The following is a 15073-nucleotide window of genomic DNA, read 5'->3' as shown; positions in this document are numbered from 1 at the left end:
CTCCGGTCTTTTTGATGTGAGGTCGCCATGCGCTTCAGTGATTTGCTCGACGCCGCCCGTAACCACCCGCTGGAGGTCACCATCCCCGCCGAATGGGCGCAGGGTCGCGCGACCTTTGGTGGCCTGGTGGCCGCTTTGCAATATGAAGCGCTACGCGCCCAGGTCCCTGCCGACCGGCCGTTACGCTCGTTGGCAATCACTTTTGTCGGCCCGGTCGCCGCGGATGTGCCCGCCAGTTATCACGTCGAAGTGCTGCGCGAAGGCAAGGCGGTCAGCCAGTTGCTTGGCCGGGTGGTGCAGAACGGTGAAGTGGCGACGCTGGTCCAGGCCAGTTTCGGTGCGTCCCGTGAGTCGCAAGTCGTGGTGCCGAGCGAGCCGCCGCCGACCTTCAAGCATTGGGATGAATGCCAGGAGCTGCCGTATATCCAGGGCGTCACCCCGGAATTCATGCGGCACCTGGCGATGCGCTGGAGTGTCGGCGGCCTGCCGTTTACCGGCAATACCTCCCGCGACATGGGCGGTTGGGTGCGCTTGCGCGGCGATGTGAAGGAAGAGCCGCTGACCGAGTCGCACATCCTCGCCCTGGTGGATGCCTGGCCGCCGGCGTTGCTGCCGCACCTGCGCAAGCCAGCGCCGGGCAGTACCCTGACCTGGACCATCGAGTTTATCCAGCCGCTGCAAGACCTCACCACATTTGACTGGTGCCAGTACTACGTCAACATCGAACACGCCCGTGACGGCTACGGCCATGCCGCTGCGGCGCTGTGGAGCCCGAGCGGCGAGTTGATCGCCATCAGCCGCCAGACCGTGGTGGTCTTCGCCTGACCTTCAGTGCCGGTGGCGCTGACGCCAGGCGCGCCACCAGCCACCGCTGAGCACAAAGCGCGGGAAGCTCACGAACTGCTCGACCAACAGGCGTTGGACCGCGTCTTTGCGGTCGCTGAACGGTTCACCGGCCTGGGCTTCCAGGCTGTGGCCATGCCGCTGCAAGGCAAGGCCGGCGAGGATGCCGACAACGCCCACAGCCAAACTGGCCAGGCTCAGGCTGAACACCCCGGAAACGACCAACAGAAACCCGATGATAAACAGCGGCACCGCGATCATGTGCAACGCCAGGTTGGTCGGGTGCTGGTGGTTTTGCGGGTACTGACGCCATTGCCAGGCGGGGAGATTGGGATGACGTTTGCCCATGATGATGAATCCTCTGTCCGTTGAAACAACTTGAACAGAGTTTAGGTCGGGTCGGCTGGCGCGGCGAATCAAGGCTGGCTATGGGGGCCATAGCCTCGCCTTGTATTGCTTATAGCTTCAACTGGCCAATCGCCTTGCTCAACTCCCCGGCCAATGTGGCGAGCTGATTGCTGGTGGTGGCCGAATCCACGGTCTGCTGCACGGTGTTCTCGGTCACATCACGAATACTCACCACGGCGCGGTTCATCTCTTCGGCGACATGGCTCTGCTGTTCGGCGGCGACGGCGATCTGGGTGTTGCTTTCGCGCATCTGCGCCACGGCGCCGGTGATTTCGGCCAGTGCCGCGCCGGCTTCCTGGGCCTGTTGCACGCAGTCATCGGCCTTGAACGAGCTTTCTTGCATGAAGTCCACCGCATCGCGGGTGCCGGCTTGCAGCGCCGAGACCATGAGCGTGATTTCGTCGGTGGAGGTTTGCACGCGTTTGGCCAGGTTGCGCACTTCGTCGGCGACCACGGCGAAACCGCGGCCCATCTCCCCGGCGCGGGCGGCTTCGATGGCGGCGTTGAGCGCGAGCAGGTTGGTCTGTTCGGCGATGCTGTGGATCACGCTGACCACACCGTTGATTTTCTGGCTGTCTTCGGCGAGTTTCTGGATCATCTCGGCGGTCTGTTGCACGCCGCTGGACAGCCCGGCGATTGAGCGCTGCACCCGATCCACCACTTCGCGGCCGCTGCCGGCGAGGGTGTCGGCGGTCTGGGACAAATCGCGGGTGGCGCCGGCGTGCTGGGCGATGTGGTGGACGGTGGCCGTCATCTCGTTGATGGCGGTGGCGGCCTGGTCGGTTTCGCTTTGCTGGCCGAGCATGCCGTGCTGCACCTCGTTCATGCTGCTGGCCAGGCGCGCCGCGCCCTCATCCAGTTGCTTGGCGGTGCTGGCCACGGTGTTGACCACTCGCTGGTAGCCGGCTTGCATGGCATTGAACGCGCTGGCCATCTGCCCGACTTCATCTTTGCAGGCCAGCGGGACACGCGCCGACAAGTCGCCGGTTTTCTCGACGTGCAGCATCACGTCCTTGAGGGTGTTGAGCTGGCTGAGCAGGAAGCGGATCAGCAACTGCGAGGCGCAGAGCATCGCCAGCATCAGGATCAGCACCGCCACCGCGTAGTTGGCGAAGCGCTCACTGAACACCTGGCTCAGGCTTGGCGCGTAAGCGAGCACGGCGACCTGTTGCCCGTCGGCGCGGGCGACCACTTCAGCGCCCATCAACGGGTTTTCGCCGAACAAGGGCAGGTGATTGAGTTCGACCCAGCCGCTGGCACTGCTCAAGTCTGACAGATCTTGATCAGCCAACTGTGGGACTTGGCCACGGGCAAACGTCAGCCACGCCTCGCCCTTGGGCAGCGCCTTGTCGGCCGGCCAGGCGCTGAGCAAGCGCGCCTGGGCTTGTGCCGAGGCCTGGGACGCCTGGCTGCGCGACTGCTGTTCGAGATGCACAGCGTATAGCACCAACAGCAGCGTGGTGATAAAGGCGACCGCGTTGACGGCCCAGAATTTGTATTTCAGCGAGATATTGCTAAGCCAGGCACCCATAGAAGGTTTTTCTCTGATAGCGGAAACAGCATTGGCAAGGTGCCATTATTGTGCCGCTACTGAAAAAATACCACTTTGATATGGGTCAATACGCCACATCAAACCACAGCGGGTAGGCCAAAAAAAATACGCGCGCAGGCGGTGCTGTGCTGGGCCAGGTCTTCCGGGCTTTCGTTGCGGTGCAGGGCGACTTCGCGCAGCACCTCCGGCAGGTAGGCCGGTTCGTTACGGCCGTTTTTCGGTTTGGGCCGTAGGGTGCGCGGCAGCAGGTAAGGCGCATCGCTTTCCAGCATCAGGCGGCCCCGAGGAATTTCTCTGACCAGCGGATGCAGGTGCGTCCCACGGCGTTCGTCGCAGATCCAGCCGGTGATGCCGATGTGCAAGTCGAGGTCGAGGTAGCTGAACAGCGCCTGCTGCTCGCCCGTGAAACAATGCACCACGGCGGCGGACAAGTGATCGCGGTAATCCTTGAGGATCTCCAGCAGGCGCTGGTTGGCGTCGCGTTCGTGGAGAAACACCGGCAGTTTCAGCTCGACGGCCAGGGCCAGGTGTTCTTCGAGGACTTTTTCCTGCTGCGGGCGCGGTGAGAAGTCGCGGTTGAAATCCAGCCCGCATTCGCCCACCGCGCGCACGCGGCTGTCGTTGAGCAAACCACGTAGGCGTTGGGCGCTGTCGCCGTTCCAGTCGCTGGCGGAGTGGGGGTGGATGCCAGCGGTGCAGAACAGTCGCTGGCCGCTTTCATCCAGCTTTTCGCACAATTGCAGGGCCTGTTCGCTGCCGTCGACACTGGTGCCGGTGAGCACCAATTGTTGCACGCCGGCAGCATACGCACGCTCGAGAACGGCCTGGTGCTTCTCGTCGAAACTTGGGTTTGTCAGGTTGACGCCGATATCAATGAGTTGCATGGTGCTATCTCCGCCTGCGGCCGGAAAGCATATCAGAGCTGTAGATTTATAAGAAAAACCTAGAACTACAACGAGTTATAGCTGTCTTTGAACGTCGCAAGTGACATTGTGGTGGGTCTATCGCCTACCCTGGTGCCGCCGTTGCGTGCCTTGTCAGCGCATAAAGCGCTCTGTTTCTGACCTCCAGCTCCTCGTTTTTCGCGAAGGTGCTGGCCAGTATTCTTTCCGGAGAGCGGATGATCCGACCCTCGGCGTTGCTTATGTTGTGCCTGACGTTATTGCTGCCCATGGCGGCGGTCGCGCGGCTGGACGGGCCGCTGGAAGTGACCAAACCGAGCAAGGTGCGCGACCTGGCCGAGATTCGCTCCAGTCGTACCCTGCGCGTACTGGTCAACCAGAGCCGCAACAGTTCCGGCGAAATCCAGGGCCAGGCCATTGGTGTCGAATACCATCGCCTGCGTGCGTTCGAGCAGTACCTCAACGACCAAGCCCGCGATGGCCAGGAAATCAATCTGAAGGTCATCCCCAAGGCCAAGGACCAACTGCTTGGTGCGCTGGCGCGGGGTGAAGGCGATCTGGTAGCCCCCGGGGAATTGCTGGAAGTGAAGGCCACGCACAAGATCAGTGCGAGCGACCCGATTGCCAGCGGCGTGCCGTTATGGCTGGTGGGGGTCAAGGGCGAGCGCCGGTTCACCCGGCTGGAGCAGTTGTCCGGGCGCACATTGGCGCTGACCACCGGCAGCGCGGCGGCGGATGCGATCAACCAGGTCAACCAGAAACTGGCCCTGCACAAGCAGCCGCCGATCAAGGTGGAGTGGGTCGACCCGAGCCTGGCGGTGGAGGACGTGCTGGAGATGGTCCAGGCCGGCATCTTTCACCTGACTATCGTCGAGAAGCCCATCGCCGAACGCTGGTCGAAGATCCTGCCCAAGCTGCGCTTCGACAAGCAAGTGGTGATCAATGAGCCGGGCGAAGAGTATTGGTTCGTGCGGCAGGACGCCGCGATGCTGCGGGCGAGTATTGATCGCTTCCTCAAGACCTACCGCACGCCGTCCGACCAGGACGTGGCGTTTCAGCGCATTTATCGACGCCTTTACCAAGTGCGCAACCCGCTGGCCCGCATCGACCGCCAGCGCCTGGAGAAACTGCGCCCGATCCTGCAAAAACATGCGCGCGAGCAAGGCATGGATTGGTTGAACCTCGCCGCGCTGGCCTTCAAGGAGTCCGCCCTCGACCCAAGCGCGCGCAGCAGCGGTGGCCCCACCGGCCTGATGCAGATCACGCCTTCGGCGGCGCAGCGGGTGGGCGTGAACAATATCGAAAATCTCGACAGCAACGTGCAGGCGGGCGCACGTTATCTGTCGATGATCCGCCGCAAGTTTTTCGCCAGCCCCAAGCTCAACGAGCGTGAGCGCATGGCGTTCGTGCTGGCGGCCTACAACATGGGGCCGGAACGCGTGCAAGGCATGCGTACCGAAGCCAAGCGGCGTGGGTTGAACCCCAATCAGTGGTTCTTCCAGGTGGAGCGCATTGCCATGGAGCAGGTGGGGATGAGCGGCGTGAGCTATGTGAATAGCGTCAACAAGTACTACCTGGCGTTTGATCGGGAGCGGGACTCCCTGGAGCCGTCGGCGTTGGAGCCGAAAATCGCTTCGCGCAAGTGATCGATTTTATAGATATTAATCAGGCATTTTTTCGGCTTTTATCATTCCCTAAACTGATTAATATAGCGGCCAACCAACCCCTACTCTGAAAAGGATTATCCCCATGAGCCCACTGATCAAAAGCATCCTGTCCACCCGCGCCGGCTATGGCTTGACCATTCTGCGCATTGTCGTCGGCATCATCTTCGCTGCCCACGGTTCGCAAAAACTCTTTGGCTGGTTTGGCGGCTACGGCCTGGCGGGCACCGCGCAGTGGATGGAAAGCATCGGCCTGGCGCCGGGCACCCTGATGGCCTTGTTGTCGGGCGGTACCGAGTTCTTCGCCGGCCTGGCCTTGATCATCGGCCTGCTGGCACGCCCTGCGGCCTTGGGCCTGACGATCCTGTCGCTGGTGGCGATCTTCTCGGTGCATATCCATAACGGTCTGTTCATGGCGAACAATGGTTATGAGTTCGCCCTGGCCTTGCTCGGCGGCTCCCTGGCCGTCCTGTTCGAAGGTGCCGGCAAACTGTCCGCCGACCGCGCCATCACCCACTGATCGGTCTGTAACCGCTGGAGAAGGCCCGCCATGTGCGGGCCTTTTCGTTGCGCGGGATTCTTGACACCGCCCCATCGGCTTCTCTAGGATGTTGGTTATGCGCCGATTTAAACAGCTAATTGCGGGGCGCCACTGGGACTCGATGCAGCCCGACAGAAGCCAGTTCTCATTGCAGACGCCGGCTTCGAAATACCGCTAAAGCGCTGGTTCGGTGTTGCCTCTCACCTGCCCGCAGACTTTTGAGGCAGAGACACGACACGATGAATGCACCACGCCCCCTCATACGCCTGGCTCCGATCACTGCGGAGCTGACTCAACGCAATCCGAGAATTCTCCTGGGCGGCAAGCACCAGCCGACGCTGTTGCGTTACCTGGACGGCTGGCCGCGTCGGGGCGGGCGGCCCTCGGCGTTCCTGATCCAATTTGTCGAAGATGGCGATTCCCTGGCACGCTTTGCCAGCAACAGCTTTGACCTCGCGGTGATCCAGGCGCCCAGCGCCAGTGACGCGGCTGAGGTGATCCGCCAACTGACGCGCATTGCCCGGCAAGGCTTGATCGCGCGGCGCTGAGCCCTCAATAAAACGCCGACGGCGGCACCGGCCAGCGACGACGCCGCCGCCGAAACAGCCCCCAGGCAATCAGGCACAGCAGTGCCGGCAACGGCACAATCACCAGCAGTTTTACGTTGCGTTCCAGGCGCTGCACTGGCGCGTAAAGCGTGTTTTTCAGCGTATGCAGTTCCATCGGTAGACGCAGGCGTTCCTTGTTGAGCGCTTGCAACTGGGTACTGGTATCGACCGACTCCGTGCCCAGGGCCGTGACGTCGGGGTTAAGGCGCTGCCATTCCTTTTCCGTTCGTGCCAGGCGCCGTTCCAGCTCGGCAGCCTGATCCCGATAGGCGCGTTCGGCAGCCTCGCGCCGCTTCGCCAGCAGCTTCAATGAATGGCCGGCCACCGCGCGCGGGCGAATATCCGCCAGGGCCTGCGGCGCGGCCAGGTTATCCAGTGCGTTCATGACAAACAGTTTGTTGGCATTTCGCGCGGATTCGCCGGGAGGCTCGCTCAACATATCCGTATCTGCAACCACGACCACATGGATCTGCGCCGCCTTCTGCAACCCCGGCGGCCGCCCGTCAAATCCGTCGGCAAACGCCGAATAGGCTGGCCCTTCGAGGCGGGCAGCGATCACGTGAGGCTCGCCACGCGTGGGTAACGCACTGCCCACGGCGTCTGAATCGATCAGTAACGACTGTCTGGAACTGCGCAACAGCGGCGTGAAGATGGCGCGGCTTTTATCCAGGGAGAACAGGGCGCCGCTGTTCGACACGGTCACTGTGCCCAGCTTCCAGCTGCTGACATCGCGGGTATTCATTGCTTGGCGTGGCAGGGTGAATGTGGCCGGTTGATGTTCCGACGGGGCATAGGTGGGGTCGACCAGCACTTTGTTGCTCGGCATGCTGACCCCCCAGCCGGCGAGCAAGCCGTCTAGCCGGGTGGCGGAGGACGTTGTCTTTGAGCCGCCTTTGTCGAGGGGGTCGATAAACATCAGCAGTTTGCCGCCGCCCAGGACGAACTGGTCGATCGCATACAGTGTTTTTTCCGGCAGCCCGCGTGGATGTACCAGCATCAGGGTTTTAATCCGCGAGGGCACATGATCGGCCGTCGGCTCCAGCTCCAGGAGATCGAAATGTCGGTGCAACTCCAGTACCAGCGGCTCGATGGATGCGCCGGCCGGTAACCCTGATAACAGCCCGACGATCGCGGGCTCGGGGTGCAGCAACTGGGTGATCAAGTGGCTGATTTCATACTCCAGCAGCGGCTCGTTCTCCGGGTTGAACGACTCGATGCGTTGGGCGGTTTGTCCCTCCCGAGCGCCGATAAGACCGAAGAACCCCGGTTGATCGCGCAGGCCATACAGTCCTGCTTTGTAGGCATCCTCTGAAAAGGGAGTGGGATCGATAATGTGCAGATTGATCCTGCCGTTTGCTGCGTGTTCAAACGCCCTGAGCTTTTCTTCAACGCGTTTGGCATAGTGTTTCAGGATGCTTTTTTTGGCCGGTATGCTTGAGTTGAAATAATAGAAGTCCAGTGGGCTTTCCAGTGTGGTGAGTAAGTGCAATACCGCGGGTGACAATGTATTGGTCTGTTGTTGGGAAAAGTCCTGGCGTAAATCAGGAAGTTTGACTACCCATACCAGGTTGAATGCGAGGAACAGCAGCAGTATGACGCTAAGTGTCATGCCGGTGCGCAATGGATATCGCATCGAGAGTGTTCCTTCTCAGCTGTTCTTGTAGTTGAGGATAACGGTCGTCGCAGCAAGAAAAGCAATGATCATGCTGATGAAATACGCGCCGTCCTGAAAGGTAAGTGTCCCGTGATCAATCAGGCCAAAACGCAGGAGTGGGCTGAGAGATGTCAAACTGTCGATGATCCAGATGGGGGCTTGACGCTCCAGTGCATCCAATATCGAAGACACGCCGCTGGCCAATAACAGCAGGCTCAGCGTCAATATGAAAATGGCCAGGCGCTGGCGGGTCAGTGCGCAAATAAAAACACCCACTGAGAGATAGCTCCCGCTCAATAACCAACTGGCCAGGAATTGGGATGCGATGACCCGGTTGTCCGCACTGCCCAACAAGTTGACCACCGTCACGATGGGGAATGTCAGTAATAATGCCAGGCCCGCCACGACCCAGGCGGCGAGGAACTTCCCAATAACCAGTTCGGCGGGCCGCACAGGCAGTGTTTTCATGAAATCGCCAAAGCCTGTCTCATTCTCGTCCGCCCAAAGTTGAGTCGACAGTGCAGGGATCAGTAACAGGTACAACCAAGGGTGCCATTGAAAAAAGCCCTGCAAATCGCTGCTGCTGCGCTCCAGCAGTTGGCTGGTGTGCAACCCCAGCAAGGTCGACAGCAACAGGAACAGCGCAACGCTCAGGTAGGTGGCAGGTGCCGATAGATAGCTGGCAAGCTGGCGTTTGAAAACAGATGGCAGCAGGTTCAATGGGATGCCTCCTGGCTCAGGTGGTGAACGACATCGTTCAGGCGGCCTGGCTCCAGATTCAGTGAGTGTATTTCCCAGCGTCGGTTGGCAATCAATGCGCAGATGGCGGGGTAGATGGAGTGTCCCGGCATGGCGAGAACGGTTACCGTGCCCGGGCCGTGCCGGTCTTCTTCGATACCTGCCACGCCGGGCAGTACGGCAAGTGCCAGTAAATCCAGGGCTGACTCCGCCGCCAGGGTGACTGCGCGAAAGTGCCGGGAACTGCGCTGCAGCTCGGGCATCGGGGTGTCCGCCAACAGGCGCCCGCCGCCAATGACCAGGGCGCGGGTGCAGACGCCGGCCAGTGCTTCGCAATCGCGTGAGGCAACGATGATCGTCATCTCGTCGGCCAACGACTGGATAAGCCTGCTGATCTTGCCTTGCTGATGGGGCGCCAACCCTTCGCTGGGTTCGTCCAGTAACAGCACGTCGGGGTCGTGCAGCAGGGCCTGGGCAAACGCGACTTTGCGTTTCAGGCCAGGGGGAAGGGTGTTGATCGGGTAATCGAGGACTGGCCAGAGTTCGAGTCGGCTGGCCGCGTGATCCACCCGCCTGCGTCGCTCCGCGCCTTGGAATCCCCGAAGGGTGGCGATGAAACTGAGCAGGTTCTTGACCGACAGGGTCGGGTGACTGACTCCGGATTCGGGTTGATAGCCTATTGCCTTGCGTGCGTGATAGCCGTGTGTATGTGTATCCAGCCCCAGAATCCGCACTTGCCCCGAGGAGGGTTGGATGGCGCCGGCGATCATTTTTAAAAGTGTCGTTTTACCTGCCCCCTCCAATCCAAATAAACCAAGGCACTCTTGGCGTTTGGCAGAAAATGAGACATCGCTGATTACACTCTTTTTGTTCAAGTATTTTGTGAGGTTGCTTATCTCGATCATTATGCTTTTCTGTTCGGTTGGTGAGGCAAGAAGAATGAAGAGGCAAGCGCCTTTGTTGAGTGATATAGGGCTCGGGTTTAAAAATGGTACGTTCAATGTACAGCGCTTGGAAACGCTGAAGTATCTTAATAAGAGAAGTCCTACGTTCAGTCTGTTACCTCGCTGAAACAATCGTTGAGTGATAAATGCATGTTGATGGTCGGATGTTTATCTGATGTTTATATACGCTTTGCTTGTTGTCATGAGGCCTGATTACTATGATGCTTCTACGTACCCTAGTTCTTGAACGCTCTGGTGAGGATGCGCCGGTCAACGGTGCTCTGCTCTGTGGTTTTGCTGTTCCCCAGATCGCGTCGAACTTTCTTGTGTACAGCCTGGATGAAGAAATAGAGCCGGGTAGTTCCCGGGTATATGTCGCAGCATTGCGTAGGAAAGTTGAACGCTACTTCTTGGGTGGGGTGGATGCCCAAGAGGATCTGCAAGTTGCGATGCGGGTGTTTAAACAAATACTGACCCTGGCCGCGTCCGGTACCAAGTCGGGTAGCGTCGGCGACGGCCAGATTCCCTATCACTTTGTCGACTTGAAAGGCTGCAAGTTGCCGCCCGCCAGGCCCGAAGATCATCATTCAATGAACATCAAGAAAGCCTTGGTGATGAAGGTGATTACCTTGGGCACATCGGCCCCTGCGTCAGAGGCGATTGAAAGTCCCACGCTGATTGTCCCGTCCATTCGTTTTTCTTCCAAATTGGTCTCGGCTCCCAAAGTCACCAAGGCGCCTGAAAAGGTCTTGCCCGTGGTGATCGAGGGGCTGGCTGAACCTCAGCGGCAGGTGCCCGCGGTCGTGGCGCCAAATGCTGCGCCGGTCGTCGCGGTTGCACCCAGTGCGCCGCCGGCGTCCAACGAACAGGCAGAACACAATTCACTGTTCGAGGTGGACAGCACCTTGACCAACCTCGCGCGTGTCGCCCAGGAACTGACCCAGCAAAAACTTGCGATGCAAAAGCGCGAAGAAGCACTCGAACAGCGCCAGGTTGAACTGCAGCGAGGGCTGGCGGAGCTTGAGCAAAAGCGCCAGGAACTGACCCGTCGCATGGTGCAGGAGGAGGGCGCCGTGCAGTTGCAGGCGCAGGCGTTGGAGGGGCGTGAAGCGCAGTTGGCAAATGCCGTGGTCATGCAGCAGCAAGGGCAGCGTCAAATGGATGAGCGCACCCGCGTCCTCGAAGAGCGGGCCATTCAAGTCGAGGCGCAAGAGCTGCGGGCGCGTCAGAAAGGCGAGACGTTGGCGGCGCTGCTCGTGCAGTTACCAGGGTTGCGCCAGAATGTGCATGCCATTCTCTTTGAACTCGACCAGGCGTTGGACGGCCTGGCCAGGAATGAGCTGGTTCAAGCCAGCAGCGAGCCGGGCGCAATCCAGCTGTGATGCGAGGCGTCAGAGGGTCTGGCTACTTTCCCCGGTTCATTTATCATCACCCTCTGTTCGTCGACGCCGGGGCCTGCATGCCGCGGCGTATTGGAATCAATGGACATTGCCTGGGGATGCACACGTTTGAGTACCAAGCTGATTACCAAAGAAGGTCATGAGGCGCTGAAGAAGGAGTTGGATTACCTGTGGCGCGAAAAGCGTCCGGACACCACGCGCAAGGTGACTTGGGCTGCTTCCCTGGGGGATCGCAGCGAGAACGCGGACTACCAGTACAACAAGAAGCTGCTGCGTGAGATTGACCGACGGGTGCGCTACCTGCGCAAGCGTCTGGAAGACATGCGCGTGGTGGAGTACATGCCCGAACAGGAAGGGCGGGTATTTTTCGGTGCCTGGGTCGATATCGAAAACGAGCAGGGCGAAACCAAGCGTTTTCGCATCGTCGGCTATGACGAGATCTACGAACGGATGGACTACATCTCCATCGACTCGCCGATGGCGCGGGCGCTGCTGCGCAAGCAAGTCGACGATGAGGCCATCGTGCAGACGCCGAACGGCGAGGTGTGCTGGTGGATCACCGCTATCGAGTATGTGAAATAGACAATGGTGGCCCGCGGTCTGTGACGCGCGGGCCATTGTCGTCTCAGCCTTCGCGCAATACCGCCAATGGCGTGGCATTCAGCGCGCGGCGCGTCCCGAACACCCCGGCAGCGCCGATCAGCACGCCACCGATCACCGGCAGCAACAACAACCACGGGTGTGGGTGCCAGGCCAGGTCGAAGGCATAGCGGTAGAGCACCCAGGTCACCAGCTCGGTGCCCAGCGCCGCGAGCAAACCGCTGACGGCGCCGAGCAGGCCGAACTCGATGCGTCGGGCCTTCACCAGCAGCTTGCGCTCGGCGCCCAGCGCACGCAGCAGTGCACCTTGGCGAATGCGCTCGTCCAGGGTGGCCTGCAGGCCGGAGAACAGCACCGCCATCCCTGCCGCCAGCACGAACAGCAGCACATACTCCACGGCCAGCGTTACTTGGGCGAGGATGCTGCGCAACTGTTCCAGCAGGGCCTCGACTTGCAGGATCGTGACCGCCGGGAAGGCCCGGGACAGGTCGACGATCTGCCGGTCATGGCCGGGGGCCAGATAAAAGCTGGTCAGGTAGGTGGCCGGCAGGTCTTTCAAGGTGCCAGGCTGGAAAATCATGAAGAAGTTGGGCTGGAAGTTATCCCAATTGATGGTGCGCAGGCTGGTGACCCGCGCTTCACGGGTTTCGCCCGCCACGGTGAACACCAGGTGGTCGTTGAGCTTGAGTTTCAGGCTTTCGGCAACCTTGGCTTCCACCGACACCCCCGGTATTTCATCGCCCGGTTGCTGTGACCACCAGGTACCCGCAGTCAGGGCATTGCCCGGCGGCAGGTCGGCGGCCCAGGTCAGGCTCAGGTCGCGCTGGATCGCGCGGTCGCCGCTGGAGTCCTTGCTGACGATCGCCTGCACGGGCTCGCCGTTGACGCTGATCAGCCGGCCGGGCACCACCGGATACAGCGGCGCCGATTGTGCCTGCAGTTCGAGCAGGCGAGCGCCAAAGGCGTCCTTGTCGGCGGGCAGGATGTTCAGCGCGAAGTAGTTGGGGGCGTCCTTGGGCAGCTGGTTTTGCCAGGTGTCGAGCAATTCGCCGCGCAGCAGGGCGATCAAGCCCATGGACAGCAGGATCAAGCCGAACGCCAGCGACTGGCCTGCCGCCGCCAACGGATAACGCAGCAACTGGCCCAGGCCCAGGCGCCACGGCAGGGACGCCCGGGCCAGCAGGCGGCGCAGGCTCTGCAACAGCAGCAGGAGCAGGCCACCGAGGATCAACGCCGCAACCACGCCCCCGCCGAGCAGGGCGAAGGTCAGCACCAGGTCGAGGCTCAGGCGCCACATGATCAGGCCCAGGGCAAGCAGCGCCGCGCCGTAGACCATCCAGGTGCTGGACGGGATGGGCAGCAGGTCGCGCCGCAACACGCGCAGCGGTGGGACGCGGCCCAGTGCCGCCAACGGTGGCAGGGCGAAACCGGCGAGGGCCACCAGCCCGGTGCCGATCCCGGCAATGGCCGGCAGCAGCCCGCCGGGCGGTACGTCCGCCGGCAGCAGGTCGTGGAGGAAATAGAACAGGCCAAATTGCGCCAGCCAGCCCAGCAGGGCGCCGGCCAGGCTCGCCAACAGGCCGAGTACGCTCAGTTGCAGGCTGAACAACAGCATGGTTTCACGCCGCGATAAACCCAGGCAGCGCAACAGCGCGCTGGCATCAAAACGTCGGCTGGCGAAACGGTTGGCGGACAACGCCACGGCCACACCGGCCAGCAATACCGCCACCAGGCTGGCCATGTTCAGGTAGCGCTCGGCCTTGCCCAGGGCGCCGCCGATCTGCTGGTTGCCATCCCGCGAGTCCTGCAGGCGCTGGTTGGCCGCGAGGCCCGGCTTGATCAGGTCGCGATAGGTTTGCAGTGCCGTACTTGAGGGGGCTGCGCGCCACAGCTCGCGGTAACTGACGCGGCTGCCGGGCTGGACGACGCCAGTGGCGCCCAGGTCGGCCAGGTTGATCATCACCCGTGGCGTGAGGCTGTAGAAATTGCCGGCGCGGTCCGGTTCATAGGTCAGCACACGCGCCAGGCGCAGGGACTTCATGCCCACGTCGATGCTGTCACCGACTTTCAGGTCGAGTGCGGTGAGCAGCCGTGCCTCCACCCAGGCTTCGCCGGGTTTCGGGCCGCCGCCTGCGGTTTCGTCAGCGAATGGCGCGGCTGCGCTCTTCAGTTCGCCGCGCAGCGGGTACTGCTCGTTGACCGCCTTGATGCTGGACAGCTGGATGCCGTTATCGGTGGCGATAACGCTGGAAAACTCGACGACGCGTGCGTGATCCAGGCCCAGTTCGATCCCGGACCTGATTTGCTCGGGGCGCGCGGGTGAGCTGCCCTCGAGCACTAGGTCGGCGCCGAGGAACTCGGTGGCGCGCAACAGCATGGCGCCATTAAGGCGTGCGCCGAAGTAGCCGATGGCGGTGCTGGAGGCCACGGCCACCAGCAGGGCGAAGAACAACACGCGCAATTCGCCGGCGCGGGCATCGCGCAGCAATTGGCGCAGGGCAAGGCTGAACAGGCGCAACAGCGGCAAGCGTGCCATCAAGGCTCCAGGGGCGCGACCAGCAGGCCGGCTTCAAGGCGGATCAGGCGTCGGCAACGGTGCGCCAGGCGCTCGTCGTGAGTGACCAGGACCAGGGTCGTGCCGCTTTCTTTATTCAGTTCGAACAGCAGGTCGCTGATGCGCTCGCCGGTATGGCTGTCGAGGTTGCCGGTGGGTTCGTCGGCAAACAGCACGTCCGGTTCGGCGGCAAAGGCGCGGGCGATCGCCACCCGTTGCTGCTCACCCCCGGAGAGTTGGCGTGGCGAGTGGGTCAGGCGTTGGCCCAGGCCGACCCGTTCGAGCAGGTACCTGGCGCGCTCGCGGGCGTCTTTGCGGCCGTCCAGCTCCAGCGGCAGCATGACGTTCTCCAGGGCGTTGAGGCTGTCGAGCAGTTGGAATGACTGGAAGACGAAGCCCACGTGTTCGGCGCGGATGCGCGCGCGCTGGTCTTCGTCGAGGCTGCTCAAGGCTTGGCCTGCGAGGATAACTTCGCCGCTGCTGGGCAGGTCGAGGCCGGCCAGCAGACCGAGGAGGGTGGACTTGCCGGAGCCGGAGGCACCGACGATAGCCAGGCTATCGCCCTTGTTCAGTTCCAGGCTCAGTTCGTGCAGGATAGTCAGTTCACCTTCCGCGCTGGGAACCACTTTGCTAAGGTTTCGCGCGATGAGAATGCTTGCGCCCAT

The 15073-nt window shown here is 61.5% G+C and carries 14 protein-coding genes; 6 read left to right on the top strand and 8 right to left on the bottom strand.

Going from position 1 to position 15073, the window contains the following annotated elements; translation table 11 throughout:
* Nucleotides 1-27: 27 nt before the first annotated feature.
* Nucleotides 28-825 carry an acyl-CoA thioesterase gene (locus ACP7E3_RS23680; protein ID WP_426124549.1) on the top strand — a complete coding sequence of 266 codons (798 nt, stop codon included), beginning with the start codon at nucleotides 28-30 and terminating at the stop codon, nucleotides 823-825.
* A 3-nt stretch (nucleotides 826-828) separates the two neighbouring features.
* On the opposite strand, the gene ACP7E3_RS23675 is transcribed toward ACP7E3_RS23680, so the two are convergent.
* The 3 genes from ACP7E3_RS23675 to ACP7E3_RS23665 form a co-directional block, all read right to left on the bottom strand.
* Nucleotides 829-1191 (bottom strand): Mpo1-like protein, encoded by a 363-nt coding sequence (locus ACP7E3_RS23675; protein WP_017848815.1) that lies wholly within the window; start codon nucleotides 1189-1191, stop codon nucleotides 829-831.
* Between the two features lie 109 nt (nucleotides 1192-1300).
* Nucleotides 1301-2782: a methyl-accepting chemotaxis protein gene (locus tag ACP7E3_RS23670; RefSeq protein WP_046384251.1), complete on the bottom strand. Its 1482-nt coding sequence runs from the start codon at nucleotides 2780-2782 to the stop codon at nucleotides 1301-1303.
* A gap of 98 nt (nucleotides 2783-2880) precedes the next feature.
* On the bottom strand, nucleotides 2881-3687 hold the full coding sequence (locus tag ACP7E3_RS23665; protein ID WP_017848813.1) for a TatD family hydrolase: 807 nt from the start codon (nucleotides 3685-3687) through the stop codon (nucleotides 2881-2883).
* A 236-nt stretch (nucleotides 3688-3923) separates the two neighbouring features.
* On the opposite strand from ACP7E3_RS23665, the gene ACP7E3_RS23660 reads away from it, so the two are divergent.
* From ACP7E3_RS23660 to ACP7E3_RS23650, 3 genes are all read left to right on the top strand, one after another.
* Nucleotides 3924-5351 (top strand): transglycosylase SLT domain-containing protein, encoded by a 1428-nt coding sequence (locus ACP7E3_RS23660; protein WP_426124546.1) that lies wholly within the window; start codon nucleotides 3924-3926, stop codon nucleotides 5349-5351.
* A 103-nt stretch (nucleotides 5352-5454) separates the two neighbouring features.
* On the top strand, nucleotides 5455-5889 hold the full coding sequence (locus tag ACP7E3_RS23655; RefSeq protein ID WP_017848811.1) for a DoxX family protein: 435 nt from the start codon (nucleotides 5455-5457) through the stop codon (nucleotides 5887-5889).
* Between the two features lie 260 nt (nucleotides 5890-6149).
* Nucleotides 6150-6458 (top strand): hypothetical protein, encoded by a 309-nt coding sequence (locus ACP7E3_RS23650; protein WP_017848810.1) that lies wholly within the window; start codon nucleotides 6150-6152, stop codon nucleotides 6456-6458.
* Between the two features lie 4 nt (nucleotides 6459-6462).
* Here the strand turns inward: ACP7E3_RS23650 and ACP7E3_RS23645 are convergent, their stop codons facing one another.
* Genes ACP7E3_RS23645 through ACP7E3_RS23635 form a run of 3 tightly spaced genes read right to left on the bottom strand, consistent with a single transcriptional unit; the run spans nucleotide 6463 to nucleotide 9815 of the window.
* A complete protein-coding gene (locus tag ACP7E3_RS23645; protein ID WP_426124544.1) occupies nucleotides 6463-8151 on the bottom strand; it encodes a Gldg family protein in 1689 nt (562 codons plus the stop codon).
* 15 nt (nucleotides 8152-8166) lie between these two features.
* Nucleotides 8167-8892: an ABC-2 transporter permease gene (locus ACP7E3_RS23640; RefSeq protein WP_046384248.1), complete on the bottom strand. Its 726-nt coding sequence runs from the start codon at nucleotides 8890-8892 to the stop codon at nucleotides 8167-8169.
* A complete protein-coding gene (locus ACP7E3_RS23635) occupies nucleotides 8889-9815 on the bottom strand; it encodes an ABC transporter ATP-binding protein (protein ID WP_057003733.1) in 927 nt (308 codons plus the stop codon). Before ACP7E3_RS23635 ends, ACP7E3_RS23640 begins: the two co-directional genes overlap by 4 nt.
* A 257-nt stretch (nucleotides 9816-10072) precedes the next feature.
* Here ACP7E3_RS23635 and ACP7E3_RS23630 point away from each other — a divergent pair, with 257 nt between their 5' ends.
* A complete protein-coding gene (locus ACP7E3_RS23630; RefSeq protein ID WP_046384246.1) occupies nucleotides 10073-11236 on the top strand; it encodes a hypothetical protein in 1164 nt (387 codons plus the stop codon).
* A gap of 126 nt (nucleotides 11237-11362) precedes the next feature.
* Complete coding sequence (gene greB / locus ACP7E3_RS23625; protein WP_026140354.1) at nucleotides 11363-11836, top strand: transcription elongation factor GreB; 474 nt, start codon at nucleotides 11363-11365, stop codon at nucleotides 11834-11836.
* A 43-nt stretch (nucleotides 11837-11879) separates the two neighbouring features.
* Here greB and ACP7E3_RS23620 read toward each other — a convergent pair whose 3' ends face one another.
* The gene (locus ACP7E3_RS23620; protein ID WP_057003731.1) at nucleotides 11880-14390 is read right to left on the bottom strand and encodes an ABC transporter permease; all 2511 of its coding nucleotides are present in this window, start codon (nucleotides 14388-14390) and stop codon (nucleotides 11880-11882) included.
* Nucleotides 14390-15073 carry an ABC transporter ATP-binding protein gene (locus ACP7E3_RS23615; RefSeq protein WP_017849531.1) on the bottom strand — a complete coding sequence of 228 codons (684 nt, stop codon included), beginning with the start codon at nucleotides 15071-15073 and terminating at the stop codon, nucleotides 14390-14392. Before ACP7E3_RS23615 ends, ACP7E3_RS23620 begins: the two co-directional genes overlap by 1 nt.

This window comes from Pseudomonas sp. PSPC2-3, assembly GCF_049898265.1.
Lineage (GTDB): Bacteria > Pseudomonadota > Gammaproteobacteria > Pseudomonadales > Pseudomonadaceae > Aquipseudomonas > Aquipseudomonas veronii.
Note: the sequence above shows the minus strand (reverse complement) of the source record. Positions and strands in the feature narration are given on the sequence as shown.